General features: G+C 49.6%; 15 protein-coding genes. 2 read left to right on the forward strand and 13 right to left on the reverse strand.

The genetic code is table 11. From position 1 onward, the window contains the following. Positions 1-486: 486 nt before the first annotated feature. From FXY30_RS06840 to FXY30_RS06865, 6 genes are all read right to left on the reverse strand, one after another. A complete protein-coding gene (locus FXY30_RS06840) occupies positions 487-2,286 on the reverse strand; it encodes a hypothetical protein (protein WP_071705893.1) in 1,800 nt (599 codons plus the stop codon). Continuing rightward, positions 2,276-2,986, reverse strand: a complete 711-nt coding sequence (locus tag FXY30_RS06845; RefSeq protein WP_071705894.1) for an ABC transporter ATP-binding protein — start codon at positions 2,984-2,986, stop codon at positions 2,276-2,278. Before FXY30_RS06845 ends, FXY30_RS06840 begins: the two co-directional genes overlap by 11 nt. Further along, a complete protein-coding gene (locus FXY30_RS06850; protein ID WP_071705895.1) occupies positions 2,987-5,164 on the reverse strand; it encodes a DEAD/DEAH box helicase in 2,178 nt (725 codons plus the stop codon). A gap of 71 nt (positions 5,165-5,235) precedes the next feature. After that, complete coding sequence (locus FXY30_RS06855; protein ID WP_071705896.1) at positions 5,236-6,528, reverse strand: BREX system ATP-binding domain-containing protein; 1,293 nt, start codon at positions 6,526-6,528, stop codon at positions 5,236-5,238. Next, on the reverse strand, positions 6,518-8,038 hold the full coding sequence (locus FXY30_RS06860) for a hypothetical protein (protein ID WP_071705897.1): 1,521 nt from the start codon (positions 8,036-8,038) through the stop codon (positions 6,518-6,520). The genes FXY30_RS06855 and FXY30_RS06860 overlap by 11 nt, the downstream gene beginning before the upstream one ends. 300 nt (positions 8,039-8,338) lie before the next feature. After that, positions 8,339-10,561 carry an InlB B-repeat-containing protein gene (locus FXY30_RS06865; protein WP_071705898.1) on the reverse strand — a complete coding sequence of 741 codons (2,223 nt, stop codon included), beginning with the start codon at positions 10,559-10,561 and terminating at the stop codon, positions 8,339-8,341. 379 nt (positions 10,562-10,940) lie between these two features. Between FXY30_RS06865 and FXY30_RS06870 the strand changes: the two genes are divergently transcribed. Beyond that, a complete protein-coding gene (locus FXY30_RS06870) occupies positions 10,941-12,032 on the forward strand; it encodes a D-alanine--D-alanine ligase family protein (protein WP_071705899.1) in 1,092 nt (363 codons plus the stop codon). Beyond that, on the forward strand, positions 12,029-13,408 hold the full coding sequence (locus FXY30_RS06875) for a UDP-N-acetylmuramoyl-tripeptide--D-alanyl-D-alanine ligase (RefSeq protein ID WP_071705900.1): 1,380 nt from the start codon (positions 12,029-12,031) through the stop codon (positions 13,406-13,408). The genes FXY30_RS06870 and FXY30_RS06875 overlap by 4 nt, the downstream gene beginning before the upstream one ends. 157 nt (positions 13,409-13,565) lie before the next feature. Here FXY30_RS06875 and FXY30_RS06880 read toward each other — a convergent pair whose 3' ends face one another. From FXY30_RS06880 to FXY30_RS06910, 7 genes are all read right to left on the reverse strand, one after another. Next, the gene (locus FXY30_RS06880) at positions 13,566-14,741 is read right to left on the reverse strand and encodes a type II restriction endonuclease (protein WP_071705901.1); all 1,176 of its coding nucleotides are present in this window, start codon (positions 14,739-14,741) and stop codon (positions 13,566-13,568) included. Between the two features lie 2 nt (positions 14,742-14,743). Then, on the reverse strand, positions 14,744-15,913 hold the full coding sequence (dcm, locus tag FXY30_RS06885; RefSeq protein WP_071705902.1) for a DNA (cytosine-5-)-methyltransferase: 1,170 nt from the start codon (positions 15,911-15,913) through the stop codon (positions 14,744-14,746). Positions 15,914-16,093: 180 nt separating this feature from the next. Continuing rightward, positions 16,094-16,663: a chromate transporter gene (locus FXY30_RS06890; protein ID WP_071705903.1), complete on the reverse strand. Its 570-nt coding sequence runs from the start codon at positions 16,661-16,663 to the stop codon at positions 16,094-16,096. Further along, positions 16,660-17,295 (reverse strand): chromate transporter, encoded by a 636-nt coding sequence (locus FXY30_RS06895; protein WP_232009051.1) that lies wholly within the window; start codon positions 17,293-17,295, stop codon positions 16,660-16,662. Before FXY30_RS06895 ends, FXY30_RS06890 begins: the two co-directional genes overlap by 4 nt. Before the next feature lie 18 nt (positions 17,296-17,313). Next, complete coding sequence (locus FXY30_RS06900) at positions 17,314-18,399, reverse strand: undecaprenyldiphospho-muramoylpentapeptide beta-N-acetylglucosaminyltransferase (protein ID WP_083428275.1); 1,086 nt, start codon at positions 18,397-18,399, stop codon at positions 17,314-17,316. Then, positions 18,396-19,676 carry a serine--tRNA ligase gene (gene serS, locus FXY30_RS06905; RefSeq protein WP_071705904.1) on the reverse strand — a complete coding sequence of 427 codons (1,281 nt, stop codon included), beginning with the start codon at positions 19,674-19,676 and terminating at the stop codon, positions 18,396-18,398. The genes FXY30_RS06900 and serS overlap by 4 nt, the downstream gene beginning before the upstream one ends. 109 nt (positions 19,677-19,785) lie before the next feature. Next, positions 19,786-20,457 (reverse strand): NAD(P)H-hydrate epimerase, encoded by a 672-nt coding sequence (locus tag FXY30_RS06910; protein ID WP_071705905.1) that lies wholly within the window; start codon positions 20,455-20,457, stop codon positions 19,786-19,788. Between the last annotated feature and the right edge of the window lie 5 nt (positions 20,458-20,462).

The following is a 20,462-nucleotide window of genomic DNA, read 5'->3' on the forward strand; positions in this document are numbered from 1 at the left end:
TTGGGGGACATATCAAAATGGGGAAATGACCCGTAAGCCTATGGGGAAAATTACGGGTCAAAATGGCGAAACGGGGAAATGACCCGTAAAGGGATCGCGAAGATTACGGGTCAAAATCGCGAAGTGGGGAAATGACCCGTAAGCCCTTGGGGAAAATTACGGGTCAAAATGGCGAAGTGGGGAAATGACCCGTAAGCCTATGGGGAAAATTACGGGTCAAAATGGCGAAATGGGGAAATGACCCGTAAAGCCATCGCCAAGATTACGGGTCAAAATCACGAAATGACGAAATAACCCGTAAAGTCATCGCCAAAATTACGGGTCAAAACCGAGAGGCGACAAAATGGCCCGTAATCTGCCCGCGGGCACCCATAAGGAGCCGGCCTGCGGCCGGCGTTTGTCAACCGCCGCCGAAGGCGGCTCCGCCTTCCGTCGCGCAGACCGTAGCATTCCTCGAAGTGCTTGGAATGGCGCAAGACCGTTCGTCTATTCTTTGCGCATCACCTTCGGTCCGCGTGTGCGGATCAGGAAGAGAGCGAAGGGCAAAAAGAGTGCAAAAAAGCCGATAGAGAGAAGCGAGAAGGTCATGGGCGAAAACGCGTCATCCAGGCGAGGAGCGCCGAAAAAGCAGAACATGTACACGAGCGCATTCAAAAAAGAAGGCGCAAAAGAGGTGATCGTTCCGGCCGAATCATAGGGCTGAAATACGTAGTAAATAAACAACGGATAAATAGTGAAAAATCCACCATTTGCCAGCGTTAACAAAAGCGCAGCAATAAGCAGCTTGGTGGAAAATTTCAGAATCAGCCCATTAACGAAAACCAGGACTAGCACCAACAACGTCGGTAGAGCCATCAGCTTCCAGAGACTTATCATGCGCAGACGAAACATCTCCAACAAGGCCTTCTTCTCTTTATAAAAGCTGTAATGCAAAAGGCTCTGATCGCAATTAACATACATCGCCTTGGTTAGTCGGGAATAGGAACAGAGAAGATACATGAATGTCGGCAAGTAGTACACCAGAAAGGCCGGGGACTCCCCGAGCTGAACTTTCCCGGCAAAAAACATGCTGATGCAAGTTAAAACCAAGCCAAAGACCAAGCCGATTCCTGTACGAATCCAGATCGGGCGTTCAATAATGCGTTTATGACGCGCAAAAAACATGGCATTGAGGTAGGCATAGCCGGTTTTTCCCTGGACAGATGCAGCGGGCGCTGAAGGCGTGGTAGATGCCGCTGATGTGACCGGTGCACTCGGCGTAACAGACGCAGCCGGAATAGCGGACGTACCCGACGTAGCGGACGTGTCTGACGTGGCCGACGTCGCTGGCGTTTCGGACGCAGCCGACGCGACAGACGCATCCGGCGCATCGCTATTTTTCAGGTCTTCGTCTTTTATGCGTACATCATTTCCATTCGCCTCGCGAAGGTCGGCAAGAGAATAATGCATATCGCCGCTGACTTCCATCAGACGAGCAAAATCCGTTTCTTGTAGAAAATAGCGCACGGAAAGAAGCGAGGGATAAGCCAATGCGGCACTGATCACCCAACCGAAAAAGGACGGCATGACATTCCATTTACAAAGCATTGCGACGACCAGAGCGGTTAATAACAGTCGAAGAGCCACAGAGGCCAGCTGCCGCCCCGCACTTTCCGTCTTATGAATTCTGAGCTTTTTCTCATAGTTGTGCTTCGCAAAGGCCCACTCCAGAACAAGGACGGCAAGGCTCCATCCGATGGCATCCAAAATCGACCAGGCCGGCAAAAGCAAGGAAAACAGCACGCTCCAAATAACACAGCGGGAAAGAAAATGCTTTAGCGGCTCAACAATGCTCAGCAGCACCACGCTGCGGTGCATATCGAGATGGAAGTAACGTTGCCAGCCATAAAGGGTATCGCCTTCGGAAACCACACGAGACGTTCCCCAACTCGTGAGCAGGTAAACCACGACAAATCCTCCGGTTTCCGCCAAATAGGCAGCCGGTGACAAGTCCGAAGCATACGGAGGAGGTCCAAAAATCCAGCCTCGTAGCGACGAGAGAAAGAACGTGGAAACCGCTAAACATAGAGCGGAGACGACCGCTGTTTTCAACAGCTCCACAATCACCATCACCAGCGGGCTGAGTGCCCGACTGACCTTCTTGAATAGGGCAAAACGATAGTGTTCGCCCAAAAATGACCCGATGAGCGGCAACCGACGCACCATCAACACCAAACCGTTGAGGAAGCTGTACCAGCTGATCATGGTGACGAGAAGCATGTCCTTCCAGAGACGCTTACTGTTCATAGGTTCCCTCTTCCGTCAACAGATGGATGACACGATTTTCCATGTCCGCATCCTGCAAATCCTCGTCCACGGCCAGCAGTGATCCGTTTTTCAAAAGCACCACTTTATCGCAAAGATCCTTGGCCAGCTGCAGAATATGGGTGGAAAAAAGGATAATATGCTCGCCACGAATACGGCGAATCCATTCCTTCATCTCGTGCTGCACCACCACGTCCAGGGACGTTAACGGTTCATCCATGAGAATCACTTGGGGACGCAAAATCATGAACATGAGCATCTGGATTTTGTTCTTCATGCCCGTGGAATAGCTTTGAATCAAGCGGTCGCGGTCATCTTCTGCAAAATCAATCTGCGAAAAATAGTCATCCACATCGATCGCGTGGCCGATTTTTTCCTGATTGGCCTCTACAAAAAACTGCACCATCTCGCGGCCGGTAAGAAAATTCGGCAATGTCGGCTCGGAAACCATGAAAAACACATCTTCCGGAAGTAGAGGCCGCATTTTGCCCTCTTCCTCCAGCATCACGCGCCCGCCATCTTTGGTACGTTCACCGGCGATGAGCGAAAAAAAGGTCGTCTTGCCGGCGCCGTTGCGACCCAAAAGAGCATAAACCGTGCCTTGTTCAAAGACGCCGCTCGCTCCGCGCAGGACGTGTTTTTCTCCGAACGACTTTTCCAATTGTTCCACATGTAAACGCATTTACAACTCCTTCATGATCAAGTTTAAGCTCGAAAGACACAGATTGTCGCAGACATAGCGAATGCGATAGTCCTCCGGCAACAAAAAAGCATATTTTACCTCGCCCAGCATCCGAGAAAGCATGGCGGAATCTTCCCGCAAATAGGCAGGTATGCGGCGCAGCAGTGCATCGCCTTCTTCGGAATACGCATGGCGTAGACGCAGTACCGATCCCTTTAACGCCTCGCCGTACAAGCGTCCGTGACGGCCATCCCAAAAAATAGCGGGATGTGGCATTTCACATAGGGCACGCAGCAGCAAAAAGAGCGTGCGCTCCGCACATGTGCCCAGAAAAAGGGTCAACGCCGGTTCCAACGCCGCATTTTCGTCCCATTGTATCATAGGAGCGGACGACCACCGAGACCGCAAACGCAAAAAAGCATCCATCGCCTCGGCATGGCGGCGGACCGCTTCCGGCGGATGATAGAGCACGTTAAGCATCCGTTGCCGCAGCAAAGAAGAGACATCATAGGCACTGCCGGAAAACAGAGGCGCGCGCCCTTTTTTCGCCGACACCACAAAAATTTTGCGTGCCTTTTCATCCACGGTTTCGATTTTCCAGACGCGCCCGGCAAGCAGAACATGCGCTCCTTCGATCGTCTGTGGCGTCAGGGGGATCGAGCCAATTCGTTCCTTTCCGGCTAATACGGTAAAATCCTGTGGCGTTTGAAATTGCGCATAAAAATCGCGCCGTGTGGCCACGCGCTCGCCCGCAAGGCCCAAAAATACTTCCTCTCCCTCTCCTTCGCTTTGTTCCAGAAAATCTTCCGCAAGAAGATGGTCCAAGATGGCATCGATATCGGCTTTCGTCAAAAACGAAAACACCGGCCATTCGGAAAGCGCGTACAAATCCGAAAGAGAAAGGCCGCATCCTTCCAACGCCATCGCCAACACCTGATGCGCAAACACGTCGTAGGGATGCGCAAGGGGTTCAACAGGCTCCAGCGTTCCTTCCTCCACCATGACCAATGCCGTCACGGCCTGCAACAAAGCCTCATCCTCGGTGGTTAAGAGAAGGACGCGGGCCGGCTCCGGAATCCTTTTTCCCGAATACGGATCGACCGTTTCTCCGCGGCCGCTTCGACCCAGGCGCTGTGCCAACGAGATTGCCGAAAAGGGAGCGTCCACCTGACAAACCGCATCTACTGCACCGATGTCGATGCCGAGTTCCAGCGTAGACGTCGCGCAGAGCGCAAAGCGCGAAAATCCACCCTTTGCCCATTGCTCCGCTTCCTCACGCAATGCTTTTTCCATGGAGGCATGATGCGCCATGACGCGCACAAAGAGTTGCTCGTGTGCGACGCGCTCCTGCAGAGCATGCGCAATTTCCTCCACCCGGCGACGGGAGTTGGGAAAAATCAACAGGTTTTCCGTTTTCAGATGGGCAAAAAGAGCGTCGTAGAGAGCCGATTGTGCCGAGCTATCCTCCTCGGCCTCCCTTTCCGCTGGAAAAAGATGAATCGAGCTTTCGATGGTGCGTTTCGTGCGATCCAAAACTAAGCGGGTGTCTCTTCTCGGCGGAAAAAAGCGCTTGGCATCATCATAATTGCCTTCCACGAGTGTCGCACTCATGCCGATATAGCGCGGATGCGCACCGCTTCGCCGTTCGAGGCGCATCAGAAGCGAGCGCAACTGCACACCGCGGGCACCGGAGAGAAAGCTGTGACATTCATCTACCAGCACCCAATCTAAATTGGAAAACAGCAAGGAAACACGTTCCGGATGCGTGTCAAACATCGCCTCCAAAGATTCCGGGGTGATGAGGACAATGCCGGCCGGATGCGCCAGACAACGCCTCTTCGCCGCTGTATTGGCCTCGCCGTGCCAGGCGGTGACCGGAACGCCCAGCGCCTTACATAACGACCATAACCGATGGGTCTGGTCATTGATGAGTGCAACCAGCGGCGAAAGCAACAGAATACGCACGCCCTCCTGCCAGGAGGACGGTTCCACCAGAGACATGGCCGGCAAAAAGGCGGCTTCCGTCTTTCCAGCCGCCGTCGGTGCGGCGAGAAGGAAATTGTCTTCCGTTTCCGTCGCGACACGAATTGCCGCTTCCTGAATCGGACGAAGGGCCTGCCAGCCCTGTTCATAAATATAATGACGAATAGGCTCCGAGAGACGCCCAAAGGCAAACACCACAGTCTCCTTTCCATCCTGGAAAACGTGCAAGAGAACACCGGAATTTTCAAGCCGTTACAAAATTTCCATTACAGAATTTCAATCTCCGCATCGTCCCGGTTGTCGGGATCTTTTTCCACCCGACCAAGCGAACCGAAGCGACGCGTTAACAGTTCTTCCGCCGGAATGGTCGGATTCTGCCTTGCCCATTGGAGAAGTTGCAAGAAGTCCTTAATAACGGCACGAGGCGTGAGAAATTCCGCCGCGCCGGGACGATTGAGTTCGGCTTGCATGAATTGGGCAATCTGTTCTTCTGTGAAGGGCACTTCGGCGACGTCGTAACACGTGTCGAAAATGGTCTGCAATTTTTCCAGCAAGGTATAGATTTCTTCCGGCGTGAGGGGTTTTAAGATTTGCACGGTTGCCGTCGTATCGACCAGATCGCCTACATCCGCTCGTTCGATGCCGAATCGACCTTTTAAAGCACCGTAACTGAACATGCCGCGACGTTCGTCAAAGACGGTTTTACGCGTGGCTGCCAAATTGATCCACAGGCCGGGTGTATTTCCGCTTTTCGTCTCATTATAAAGATTCAAAACACGTTCGTAGTTCTGCTCCCGCGTCATACTGCGCGGCAATTTATACAGGTTCACGCATTCATCAAAGTTGACGACGAATCCGCGATAGCCGAGAAGTCGGAACAGCTCGCTCCAGCTGAACAACGCTTCGGTCCAATTGTCATCCGTAATGATCTCGCCCACACCAAGGGTTCGTTTGGCCTCGGTTTTGGTGGGCATGTGGCCACTGAGCCAGCGAAGCGCCATGGCTTTTTGGATGGGATCCCCCGCCACAAGCGCTTCCATATAGGTTGTCAATACTTGCATGAGCGTAAAGCGCAACCCACCGCCGGCAAACGTCGCCAATCGTTCAAAAAGATAGGCGCCGATTTGCGGATGTTCTTTTCCTTCTTCCGCATACCAGCGATCCAGAATGGCAGCGAGTGCATTTCCGGAGAGGAAATCCCTCGTTTGCAAGCGATGAAAGATTTCCTGATAGAGAGCCACCCCTTTCCCGTCGGTGGCGTGAAAGCGGCGGCTCGGCGTCAAATCCACCGTCGCCGTTACCATATTCATGGGCAGCCCCAGCTGTTCGATGGTGCGAAGCATGAAACTCTTTCCGGATCCAAAATCGCCCACCCATAAACGAAATTCCGATGCGCCTTCTCCCAGACGGGAAAGGATGGAGACGACTTCTTCGACTTCCTGACGGCGGCCGACCAACAGATGCTGAATACCGACGACCGGCACCACGCCTCCTTCGAGGGCTTGCAGAATTTGTTGTGCCTCTTCACGCGAGATGGCGCGCGCCTGTTCATTCGTCATGCGTTTCCTCCTTGTTTTCCGTGGTCAACAGACGGTCTACCATGGCAACCGTCTGCGCTAATTCCTTTTTTGCCTCGTGAATACGACTTCGATTCAAGCGAAGCGTTCGCACCTTTGGACTTTGCCACGCTGTAAGCTGTTTGGAAAGCTCGCTAACCCAGTGCGGCGTCCGCTCCGAAAGATTCTGAAGCCTCTCTCGCAATTCTTCTTCCCAAGAGGGATCCACAATTTCCCGAACGGCGCTCGCCGTAATGGCATCCTCTTTTTTGCGCCGCAGAGCGAAAAATCGTTGCAGACGCAACAATGCGGGGCTCTTCGATTCCGGACTTCCTCTTCGCGTTAAAAGCGCATGAATCTCCTTCTCCCCCATTTCATCCAAAACCGCTACTTGTTTATCCTCGTCCGCCAACAAAAAAATCCATTTTTGGCGCAGTCGCAGGGAGAGCTTTTCTTCTGTAGGTAGTAAGCGAAAATCTTCTTCCGTAATGGGCGGAAGGGAGGTCTCCCGTATCGCTTTCATCACTGATTCCTCAAGGGGCTTCGGCAAACGACGCGCCACTTCGCGTCGATCGTGCTCCGTTTGAATCGGTGCAATGCCCGCGATTTCCACCCGGACGCGTTCTTCTGCCAAGCGCAACAGGCTGTCCACGATCGTATACGAATACGGATTGATGGCAACACTGCCGCCGGCCATGGCAAAAAGATAATCGCGCATCATGCGATTGTTCCAACGAATGGAGTCGTCCCGCTCAGCGGATTCGATCACATCCATAGCAGCATTGTAGAGAAAGAGGATACGTATGACCAGCGGCGGAAGCATCCATGCTTTGCTGAGCTGTGCCGGTTTTTCCTGCAAGCGACGAATGGTTTTTCGGCTGACCGGATGATGATCGCGAATCACGCCTTCCGGATCCCACCAAAGAATCGGCCTGCCTTTGGCATCCAATCCGAAATAACGCAAGGTCTCCTCATCCGCCGGAGGCAGATGCTCCGCCGCTCGATTTAAGAACGTCACCAGCGTATTTTTTCCTTTCGCGCCCAAGGCAAAGGAAAGGTAGGCGTCCTCGGAATAGCCGCTCAGAGTGCTGCCGCGATGGTGCGCACAGACGATGTCCTCCGTCAGCACATACAATCTCCCCAGTAAATAGGAGGGAAGGCGGTCGACGGGTGGCATTTCACCATCCTCCTCGGCCCCGCCCCGCGCCAAGCGCAGGGCATAGGCTTTTTCGGCCGTCTGTTCAAAGAGACCGTCGATCTGCTGTTGAAGCTGTTTCGTCGAGGGCTTAGCGGTATGAGGCGCATCCCGCAGAAGCTGCGCCTTCCAGAACCCTTCCTCGTGCGGTTTGGCCACCTGAATAAAACGCTGTTGTGCCGAAGGGGAGCGTGTTACAGGAGATTGCGTTGCAGACGACTGCGCTACAGGCGATTGTGCCATGCGCGCCTTTGCTTTTTCCTTGAGCTTCGGATCATGCAGTTGCGCCAGCATCCAGGTTGAAAAGTCATCTCCCATGCTTCCCTCCTTCCTATCACGTCAAACATCTATTCTTTCTATTCTACCGCATAATAAAATCGTCTGCGATGACAGCGATTCATTGCCGCTATGAAATGAATCCAATTACACGACAGAAATATCAAATCCACCCACCTTTAGGTATATCTTTGACGTATGAAAGCATTTTTCTATTTAAAATCATAAAGGTTCCTGAAATAAAAATAATCCAATCTCCTAACCTCTCTAAAATCAAAAAAAGGTGGCTTGCATGTGAAATCGCATGTAAGCCACCTTTTAGGTCATCGTATAATCCGAATTCTATTTGTTTTTGGATCTTCTAGTATTGAGAACAAGCATTCCACATGCTGCCATTATTAGCCCTAAAGTATAAACGTATGGTATTGCGTTATCGCCAGTCTTTGGTGCTGTCGCATCGGATGCAATCTTAACTGGCTTCTTCTGCCATACTGCAGTAAATGTGTGATTCCCTTCAACTAAATACTTATCGCCCGGTTGATACTTAGAGCCCTTCCAATATAGGAAAGTATAGCCATCTTTTGTTGGAGCAGCTGGAAGTGTTAGGTACTGTCCTTTTTCTATCTCATAACTCTTTGCAGCTGTGCTACCGTTCCAATTTCCACCGCTAGGATCAACTGTGATCATAAATTTCTCTACTGTCGGGGTTATTCCAGGCGTTCCAGGATTCGTACCTGGATTTGGTGTTCCGGGATTGGTTCCAGGAGTAACAGGCTTAGCTTTAAAGGTTACAGTGACATTTACTAACCTATCCGGCATAGTGAACTTGTTATTTGTTACCGGTACGTTGCTTGCACCGTCATCCATAACATTGATTTCATCTATGACATAACCATTATCAGGGGTAATGGTTAGGGTAACTGTTTCACCTTTCTTTGCTTTCGCTTTATCGGCTGTTACAGTGCCGTGTGTTGTTGGGGCGATGTTTACATCATGAGCTACTGGAATAACTGCTTTGTCTTTCCAAAGTGCTTTAACCGTAGTATTTGCGTTGACTGTAATGCTGTCGTTTGGTGCCTTTTCAACGCCGCCTACTTCCCAAGCCTTAAACTCTTTTCCTACGGGTGCGGTAAATTCACAAGCGGGTAAAACATAGGTTTCGCCTGCTTTTTTGGTAACATCTGCCATTGAGCCGCTTCCGCCGTTTTTATCAAAGGAGATTTTAACTTCATCCTTGTGACTTATGTTTAAGGTTACCGACAGATTCCTGCCTGGTCTCGCTTCATAGGTGTAAGTTACCTTTGATGGCTTTGTGCTGTCAAGCTTCAGGGTGTTTCCCGATACACTTGCACCTGCCCATCCGCTTGCCTTTGACGGGTCAAAGTTTCCGGGTAATGACTTAAGGTCAAAAGTCATCATGTTTTTACCTAATGTGATGTCAAATTCTTGATCATATCCGTGGAAAGCTTTGATTAGTGGGTTCGCTGTAAGATCCAGGTTAGTCAGTCGGTTTTCATAACATGCAAGGTCTTGCAGTGCCGGGTTATGACTCACATCCAGATTAGTCAGTTGGTTATAAGAACAATTAAGATATGTCAGTTCCGGATTATGACTTACATCAATGGCAGTCAGTTGGTTAAAATTGCAAGTAAGCCCTGTCAGTGCCGGGTTATGACTCACATCCAGGGTAGTCAGTTTGTTAAACATACAATTAAGCTTTTTTAATGCCGGGTTATGACTCACATCAATGGCAGTCAGTTGGTTACGATCACAATCAAGATATGTCAGTTCCGGATTATGACTTACATCAATGGCAGTCAGTTCGTTTCCAGTACAAACAAGGTATTCCAGTGCCGAGTTTTTACTCAGATCCAGGGTGGTCAGTTCGATATTGAAACAACCAAGTTTTTTTAATGCAGGATTATGACTTACATCTAAGACAGTCAGTTTGTTACTATCACAATAGAGCTCTGTCAGTTCCGGATTATGACTTACATCCAAGGCGGTCAGTCGGTTATAACCACAATCAAGATCTGTCAGTGCCGGGTTATGACTTACATCTAGAGCGGTCAGTTGGTTATTATCACATTCAAGAGCTTGTAGTGCCGGGTTATGACTCACATCCAAGGCGGTCAGTTGGTTATATCTACAAAAAAGCTCTTTTAGTACCGAATTATGACTTACATCAATGGCACTCAGTGCGTTGTCAGGTAAAAGAAGAGTTTCCAGTGCCGGGTTATGACTCACATCCAAGGCGGTCAGTTGGTTATAACCACAATTAAGATTTTTCAGTTTCTTAAAATGTTCCACCCCTTTAAGGGTTGGGATATGTTTATCTGACACATCAATCTCTGTAACCGCATCAAGTTCGCTTTGTGACAAAATGCCGTCATTGTTCGTGTCGAAGTTTGCAGATACATAGGCTCTAAAAGTTGAATCCGGGAAATTTGTGACGTCAATCGCAACATCTCCCGGTTCCGCAAACGCTGTCATCGGCATAAGTGACAGGCAGAGTAAAACGGACATCAAAATGGCAATCAGTGTGCTTTTCTTTTTTATTTTCATGATAAAAAACCTCCTTTTGATTTTTCATCTCAGAGGGAGGTTGCTTTTGTTAGCGGTTGTTCCTTCTGAGTTTTTTTTTCTCATAGTTTTTTTTCTTAAAAGAACGTCCACTGCTTCTTATATAAATCTACTGCATTGCATATAAAAAGTCAACGTTTCAATCAAAATTTGATTAAGATGAAATTTTGCTCATTCTTATTCTATCCATGGCTCTTCTTGCAAAGCCAAACCGTACCCCGTTTTCCTCGGTTGCCCTACAAAGGAGATCCTTACAATAGCCACAATTCGTTCTGCAGAGAAATGGATTCGATGCGGTTCTTTTTGGCACGTTCGTCCAAGTAGACTATAATAAGACCATTGGAAACAAAAGGAGTGACGCTTGAAAACCATACTTATTCTCTGCGGCGGGCGATCCACGGAACACGAAATCGCCTTGCGTAGCGCAAAATCGGTGATTAACGGCTTGGATCGCAAGGCCTATCACGTGGAAGTCTGTTATATCGACAAAAAAGGACGCTTCCTGCCTCTGGGTGCGCTTACCCATATTGAACACGAAGAGGAACTCGTCCGCACCAGTGACCGTTCGCGCTTGGAAACCATCAGCGACTTTTGCCTTCTGGTCGAGCGGCTTTCTGCGGAAAGCGAAGCACTTATTGTTTTTCCCGTCCTGCACGGACAGACGGGAGAAGATGGGGAAATTCAGGGCTTTTTACAGACATTGGGCGTGCCCTATGTCGGCAATCGTCTGACCACCAGCGCGCTTTGCATGGACAAGGGCTTCGCCAATGAGATCTTTCGCGCCTGCGGCCTTCCCGAAGCGGATTATCTGGTCTACACTCGCACGCAGTGGGAGGCGGACGGAAAGAAAAGCGAGGCGCTCGCGAAGCGCATTTCCGATTCCTTCGGTTTTCCCTGCTTTGTAAAGCCGGCCAACAACGGTTCCTCGGTCGGCGTCAGCCGCGCCACAGAAGCCACGCTTACCGACGCTTTGACGGAGGCCTTCCGCTTTGATCGGCGCATTGTGATCGAAGAAGAAATTCAAGGCCACGAGTTAGAGGTCTCCATCCTCGGAAACGCGCATCCCAAGGCTTCCCTTCCCGGAAGCTACACCTCAACGCACGAAGTGCTGGACTATGAGGCGAAATATAACGATACCTCCACCAAAGAAAACGTGCCGCATCCGCTTTCGCCGGAAATGACAAAAGCCGTACAGAAGCTGGCTTTGCAAGCCTACGAAGCCCTCGGCTGTGAGGGCTTTGCTCGCGTGGATCTTTTCCTTGGTGACGACGGCAAGCTGTATCTCAATGAAATCAACACTTTCCCCGGCATGACGCCCTCTTCCCTTGCACCGAAGCTGTGGACGGCGCTGACGGAGATGACGTTTCGCGACTATCTGGATGAATTGATCGCCTATGCGCTCGAATCGGAAGCAGCGCAAAATACGGTGGAAACCTCTTGGAGGCAAGCATGAAACAACAGACTTTAGGCCAAATCGCTTCTTATGCGAATGCGACGCTTTCACCCGCGGCCGATGCGAACGCCCCGGTGCGCTCTGTTTCGATTGATACGCGCACGCTGAATATCGGCGATCTCTATGTGCCCATTATCGGGGAACGCCTCGATGGGCATCGCTTCATCGACATGGCTTTTGAGAAAGGCGCTGTCGCGTGCCTTCACGACGCAAAGCACGTGCCTGCCGCGGACGACACCAGAACCTATCTTGCGGTGGACGACACCACCGAAGCCTTCACCCGTATGGCGGCTAATTACCGCGCTTCTCTGACAACTACGGTCATCGGCATCACCGGCTCCAACGGCAAGACGACAACGAAGGATATTGTGCATTCCGTTTTGCAGCAAGCCTTTCGCACCGTGAAAACCACCGGCAATTTGAACAATGAAATCGGAGTGCCGCGCACCCTGCTGCAAATTAATGAAGATACGGAAGTTGCCGTTGTGGAAATGGGCATGAGCGGATTCGGTGAAATTTCTCATTTAACGAAGATGGCGCGCCCACATATTGCCGTGATTACAAACGTCGGCGATGTGCATCTCGAGCAGCTCGGATCACGCGAAAATATCGCCCAAGCCAAGTTGGAGATTCTGGAAGGCATGAAAGCGGACGATATTTTTCTCTACAACTATGATAATGAGGTTCTCCGTAAAGCGGTCGCTTCGCGCACCATTGTCCCTCGCGTAATTTCTTTCGGTACCGATCCCGAAGCGGATGTGCGGCTTACTTTGGATCGCACGACGCCAATCAGCACTTCGTTTACACTCGACGGAAAATCCTTTACCGTTGATCTTCTGGGCGCATACCAGATGTATAACGCTGCCGTCGCCGTCATTATCGCCCGCCTTCTCGGTCTTAACGACGACACGATTCAGGAAGGATTGCACGTCACGGATCAGACCAAGTGGCGTACCGATTTGGAACATTTTGCCGGCTTTGATATTTTAGTGGACGTTTATAAATCCAACCCGCCTTCGCTGGAAGAAGCGCTGCATACGGCGGAACTTCTTCATGGATACAAAAAGAAAATCGCCATTCTCGGTGATATGCTCGAGCTTGGCGAACAGGAAAGCGAGTTGCATCGGGAAATCGGCCGAAAGATTGATCCGAACGTCTTTGATGCGGTGCTCTTTTATGGGCCGCTGTCCAAAGCCATGATGGGAGGCGCCGCCGAACATTTCGACGCTTCACGTCTTTTCCACTTTTCCTCCAAGCCCGATCTGGTGGACAAAGCCAAATACCTCATCGAACGTAATTCCCTCGTGCTCATTAAAGGTTCACGCGCCATGCGCCTGGAAGAGGTGGTGGAAAGTCTTTCGGGTGTTACGGTGTAATGAAACAAAAAATGAGATTGCAGAGTGATGCGTATCATTATGCAATCTCATAATTTTTCGTATAGAAACATCTTCGTCTTTCAATCATCCAACTATTTCGCCAGCTATCTTAAACCTAAGCGACTCTGTTAGTTTGTTTTTGGCGACCCAAAGTAAGCTAATAGAGTTGTTCCAACTCTTGCACATATCGGATAAATTTTCCAATAGGCCAAATTCTATCCTGTCGACTCCTTGGATAAGTGGATATATAGGGCTTCGGAACAACAAGAACAACCTGTTCCGCTTGCATCTCGTCCAACTGTGCGGAAGATATTCCTTGCTGTAGCGTACAAAGATATTTTTTTCTATCTCTCAAACGATCCGCCTCGTTTAACACCTGCCTCCAGCGATCTTTACATGTTGTTTTTGCAGCAAGTGTACAAATGTTATTAATAGAAAACAACATGTCATGATATGCCTCGACAGACGGAAAAATAAAATCTGGTCTTTTGTTTCCCTCTGTAACGCCCTGTGCCGTGTAGTTGATATTATATCCGTCAAAAAGAGCTGAAAGGTGATTCTCCAAACTCTTTCCGGCTCGACTCTTTCTACGATTCAGAACCTTATTAGAAAAAGTGATGAAATCATCAACAGAGGAGAAGCCATTCTCAATAATTCCTCCATACCTTGCTTGTTCCAACATCTTAAAAAGCCGATATTCCTCTTTTATCCAATCTATTAAAATCGTATCGGGATTGTCGTGAATGGAATTACTTGTTGGATCAACTTGAGCGAATATACTTCTTGCCGCTTCAGACATTTCTGTAGAACTTGGAAAAGCAACCTCTAAATTTGAGATATAAGTATCTATTGCGTTTTTCTCAATGCGCTTAGCGGCTATTCGTTCGATTTTTATTAGGCTATTCGTTTCCGCCGGCGTAAGGCCAAAGGAATCCAGAAATTGTTGAATGGTATCCTCCGTGTTCAGAATAAATGCCCCAAACTCACGATCAGAAAATTTCGTGAGAATAAATAATGCACCAGTAAACTCCGGTCCAAGAAGAGAAAACCCTCTGCCGAACTTTGTGAGTCTGAGTTCATTCTTGCTTTCATACCAAGTAAAAACGCTCTCTGTTATAAAATCATCCTGCCATTTCACCGAAATATCTTTTTTTAAAATATGATTGTTTTTAATTTCTTCCTCCGTGAAAAGCATTTCTCTAGCCGATTTGGAGATTAGAATGCCAAACTGATGGCCTCCCGTCTCTCCGCTATCATTGGCTGTCAAAAATTTACAAAATGCCTGTTTTGCTTCAAGGGTCGCATCTATTGCAAGAGTCAACGTTGATTCCATCGTCAGACCGCCTTAATAAATTGATCTTGTTTTTTGTTTTCTACGGTTTTTCTGAGGTTTCTTTGTTCAAATATTTCTAGTTGACCGGCAATACGTTTTGCAATCTCACTCATTAGCGGCACAACAACCGAATTGCCAAACTGCCGATATGCTTGTGTATCGGAAACAACGATTTTGAACTCATCAGGGTAGCCTTGAAGCCTCGCGCATTCTCTAGGCGTTAATCGTCTAGGATTTTTATTTGATTGCGCAATCAAAATTTCTGACCCATCTTTGTAATATCTAGCACTCAAAGTTCTGGAGATGCCTTTTGGATCTGCAATTCCAAATCCAAATCCATTACCTGCCGCGCGATGTTTCGCTGCATAATTCTGTAAATACTGCCATAATTTATCAGAAAGAGTATATTTCTTGTCCACATGATCCTCAAGAATATCTTCCATGACTTTTTTTCTGGTAGGTTTCTTGACAGTAAAATCAAAGCCCAGAAGTCCCTTATACCTCCTACGATCAAAACCGACGATCAAGATTCTTTCCCTATGTTGTGGAACAAAATCCTGTCCATCCATCACCTGATAAAAAATGTCATACTCCAGCTCATCCAAAGATTGCGTAATCACTTTGAACGTTCTACCACGATCATGGCTTTTCAAATTCTTTACATTCTCCAGCAGAAATGCCTTCGGGCGCTTTTCATTCAAAATACGGCATACGTCAAAGAACAGAGTTCCTTGCGTTTTATCCTCAAAGCCGGTAGCACGACCAAGGCTATTTTTTTTCGATACCCCTGCAATAGAAAAGGGCTGACAAGGAAAGCCGGCTACCAGCACATCATGGTCAGGTATCATCTTTGCATCAACCTTTGTTATATCATCATCCGGTTTTTCCCCAAAATTAGCAAAATAGGTCTTCTGACAATACTTGTCCCACTCATTGGAATACACGCAATGTCCGCCGGCTTCTTCAAAGGCAAGGCGCATCCCCCCTATGCCGGCAAAAAGATCAATAAAAGTAAATAATGATTTCGTTTGTGTTGGATTATTTTGCTTGTTTAACAATCCCATGATGGCATTTGAAACAGTTTCCTGCATAGTCAGCTGAGAGTCAACAGAATATTTTGCAAGTGCCTCATAAACAGCATCATCTATTCGAACATGCACTTGTTTCGACATATAAGCCTCCTTATGGGATGTATTGTATACCATCTTTTTCCCCATAATGATATCACTTCGCCGAATAGATAACAACATGATAATAATCATCCTATATCGTATTTTATTTTCTCCGTTCGACCGGATGAAGATCAAGTACGGGTTGTCTAAAACAATGATTAAAGAAAAGAACGAACACAGCTATGACAGCAAACCCACTAAATGAAGTACAACTCCGCTCATTGCGGAAACGATAACGATGCCGATGACGCCAAGACGTTTTTTACGATAGAGCGCAAAGCCGATCACAAAACCGATCACGCCGCCGAGACTGAGGGTGGAAAATTTCCAACTTTCTCCAATAAAGAGCGAAGCGCTCATCATATCCAAGGCCGCAAGCCCCACCAGAGAAACAATGGCGGGTTTGAGGCCTTTTAATATGCGATCCAGCCACGGCATTTCCTGATGACGGGTGAAAAGAAAATAGCCCAGGATCATCATCAGAATAAATTGCGGCGTAATATTGCCCAGGGTGGCCACAATGGCACCCGGAATGCCGGCCATTTTGGTGCCGATAAAGGTTGCGGCGTTGATGGCGATGGGCCCCGGCGTCATCTGCGAAAGCGAAACGAGATCCGTCAAACCGGCGGTGGAAAGCCAGCCCTGCTCATGCACGACGTACTCGGAAATGAGCGGCAAGACCGCATACCCTCCCCCGAAAGCAAAAGCGCCGATTTGCAAAAAGACAAGATAGAGCGTCCAAAGAGTCATCGGATCCTCGATTCATCTACAAAGGAAAATAGCAAAAGCCCGAACAGGCCGGAAACAGCAATGATGAGGGCGGCATTCAGATGAAGGAAAAAGCCGGAAACAAAGGCCCCCAGCATGATGCCGCTTCCAAAAGCGGGATGTTTTTTTAAGGCAACCTTTCCCATGTTCCAGGTGGTCAACAGCAGGACAGCCGAAATCGCTCCGCCCATGACCGAAAATGCAGCACTCACCCAAGGATTGGTGCGTAAAGACTGATACACATAAAAGAGCAGCGTAATGACCAAAAGGCATGGCAGGGTGGCTGCGAAAAGTGCCACCACCGCCCCGACAGGTCCGCAAAGGCGATAGCCGGTAAGAATGGAGGTGTTCACCGCCATCGGTCCCGGTCCGGACTGCGCCAACGCCGTTAAATCCAACATTTCCTCTTCTTCAATAAGCTGCTTATTGCGCACAAATTCATCGCGAATGACCGGCACAATGGTGTAGCCGCCGCCAAACGTGAAAAGATTGATTTTAAAAAACGTCAAAAACAACGTCCACAGAGAAAGTGCTCCGGTGGGCGTTGTTTTTTTGTGTTCTGTTCTCTTGTTTCGTTCCCCTTGATCCATCGGGAATGGCCTCTGTTCGGTCATGCCTTCTCCTTCGATGCTTTACGACAACAAGCGGTGCGCTTCCAACAAGGAAAGAATCGTCTCGACACCATCCGAAAAAACAAAGCTGCGTTGTCTGCGCTGCATAACATCGCGTTGATTCATGATGGTGTTCACCGCAGAAAGGAACTCCTCCGCTGATGCCTCACGCTCATCGAGCACTTTGGCATAACCGGCGCGTTCAAATTCCCGCGCATTTTCCACCTGGTCGCCGCGACTGCCCTTCCAATATGGAATGAGCAACATAGGCTTATGGTAGTAGAGATATTCAAAAATCGCATTCGAACCGGCACGCGAAACCACAATATCCGCCATGGCCAAGGCATCATTCATACCTGCTTTGATATAGTCCACCTGATGATAGCCCGGACGCTGGATGGCGGAATCGCCTTTGTTGGCGCCGACGCCATGCAGAATCTCAAAGCGTTCCAGCAGGGAATCCAAGTTCTCCCAGACCAGCTTATTGAGGGCATCCGCCCCTAAAGAGCCTCCTAAAACCAACAAAATGGGCTTGTTGGACTGCATGCCGAAGCGAATACGCCCCTCTCGTACCGATCCGCCCTGAATCTGCGGACGAATGACCGGGCCAAGATAAAAGGCTTTCTTTGCGGGTACTTGCGATGCCGTCGATTCGAACGTTAAAAGAATCCGTTTCACAAACGGCGCCGTCATCTTGTTGGCCAGACCGGGCGTTAAATCGGATTCATGGCTGATCACCGGAATGTGGCGCATTGCTGCGGCAAGCACAACCGGAACCGAAACAAATCCCCCTTTGGAGAACACGATATGCGGTGCGATGCTCTTTAACAAGTGTCTCGCTTCCTGGACGCCGGAAAACACATGTCCGACATCGAGCACATTGGCAGCAACATTCTCCGCCGACAGATGGCGACGGAACTTTCCCGTCGGAATGGCATGGTAGCGAACGTCCGGGTAATCCGCAAGCAGGCTTTTCTCGATGCCGTTTTCGGAACCGATATAATGCACTTCCCAGTCCTCTTCTTTAAGACGGGGAAGGAGTGCCAAATTTACGACAACATGACCGGCGGATCCCCCGCCGGTCAAAACAATACGTTTTGCCATCATCCGCGCGATTTCTTCTCAATGCGATCGCTGCCGAAATACGGGCGAAGCGCGTCCGGGATGGTGATGGAGCCGTCGGCATTCTGATAATTCTCCGCCACGGCCGCCCATGTGCGACCGACAGCGAGACCAGAGCCATTGAGCGTGTGTACAAAGCGAACATTGCCCTGTGCATCGCGGAAACGGATGTTGGCACGACGAGCCTGGTAATCTTCAAAGTTGGAGCAGGAGGAAATCTCGACATAGCGCTGATAGCTCGGCATCCAAACCTCAATATCATAGGTTTTCGCCGAGGAAAAACCGAGATCGCCGGACGATAACGTCACCACGCGATACGGAAGCTCCAGACGCTTGAGCACTTCTTCGGCATCATTGGTCAATTTTTCCAACTCTTCGTAGCTTCCTTCCGGATGCACGAACTTAACCAGTTCCACCTTGTCAAACTGATGCTGGCGAATAATGCCGCGCGTATCGCGTCCGGCAGAGCCGGCTTCCCGGCGGAAGCAGGGCGTAAACGCCGTCATGTACTGCGGCAGATCTTTTTCATCTAAAATCTCATCGCGGTAAATATTGGTCACCGGCACTTCCGCCGTTGGAATGAGGAAAAGGTCATCTTCGTTGCAATGATACATATCTTCTTCAAACTTCGGAAGCTGGCCCGTCCCGGTCATGGAAGCACGATTGACGAGATACGGCGGTGCAATTTCGAGATACTCCTGATCAATGGTGTGCAAATCCAGCATGAAGTTATAGATGGAGCGCTCCAAACGGGCGCCCTGTCCCCTCATGATGGTGAAACGCGCACCGGAGAGCTTGGCACCGCGATCAAAATCCAACAAGGAAAGATCCGTGCCTAAGTCCCAGTGCGGCTTGGGTTCAAAATCGAACGCAGTGGGCTCGGAAAAGCGGCGCATCTCCACGTTATCGGTATCGTCTTTGCCGAAAGGAACGGACTCATGCGGCACGTTCGGAATGGAGAGCAGCTCCATGCGCAACTCTTCCCCGATAGCACGCAGCTTCTCGTCATCCGCTTTGATGTCATCGCCCAGAGCGCGCATACGTTCAATCGTTGCCGAAACATCCTCTCCCGCTTTTTTGCGCAGCGGAATCTCTTTCGACACCTGGTTGCGTTCGGCCTTTTTCGCTTCGACTTCGCTTAGCAATGCACGGCGTTCATCATCCAATTGCAAGGCCTTTTCCACCGAAAATGATCCCGAGCGACCGGCCAGACCTTTTTCGACCTTTTCCCGCTCTTCTCGGATACGCTTGATGTCTAACATGAGTTCCTCCTCATTTTTTTGCAGCGCCAAGCTGCCATTTCTGCCCTATTATAGCACGGAACCTCGGGCCGTTTTCCGAACCGTGGCCGGTTCCATCCGTTTTCCTTCGTTATCGTTGGAGATTTCGAAGCACCCGATCTTTGACCGCTTGCGGCAATCCTGCCGAAACCACCTGAATGGGACAATCCACATAAGGATTATTTTCCAATCCCGTTTTCATCATCTCGAGGGTAATCACTTCGTTGGCTTCAATGAACGCGCCGGACGGTCTTCCTGTCGTTGCATCCAATCCCGAAGGTACATCCACGGAAATGGTGTAGATGCGCGATTGGTTGATGTTGTCAATTACGATGGGAGCAACGCCTTTTAACGAACCCTGCAGTCCCGTTCCGAACAGGGCATCAATGATCGTATTGTACGCGTTGATTTCCTGAAGCATATCTTCAATTTCTCCCAGGGTCTCGACGCGGCGCAAATTCTTTGTCATGTGCTGCAGAATGCGCCGATTGGTCAGCCAAGCTTCTCCGGGATGCTCGCTTTCTCCAACGAGATAAACCATCACCTTTTTGTCCCGGCCAAGCAGATGGCGTGCCAAGGCCATGCCGTCCGCCCCGTTATTCCCCGGACCGCAAAAAACGGCGAAGGAATGCCGTGTGCTCAAGTCCAGACAGCGCAGAATGTTCAGCGCGGCATTTTCAACCAGAAGCAATTCCGGAATTTCCAATTGTTTGATGGCAATTTGTTCCATCTCTCGCATTTCTTCTGCACGCACGCTTTGCATGGCGC

Origin of the sequence: Murdochiella vaginalis, from assembly GCF_902381775.1 — a bacterium.
GTDB classification, from domain to species: Bacteria; Bacillota; Clostridia; order Tissierellales; family Peptoniphilaceae; genus Murdochiella; species Murdochiella vaginalis.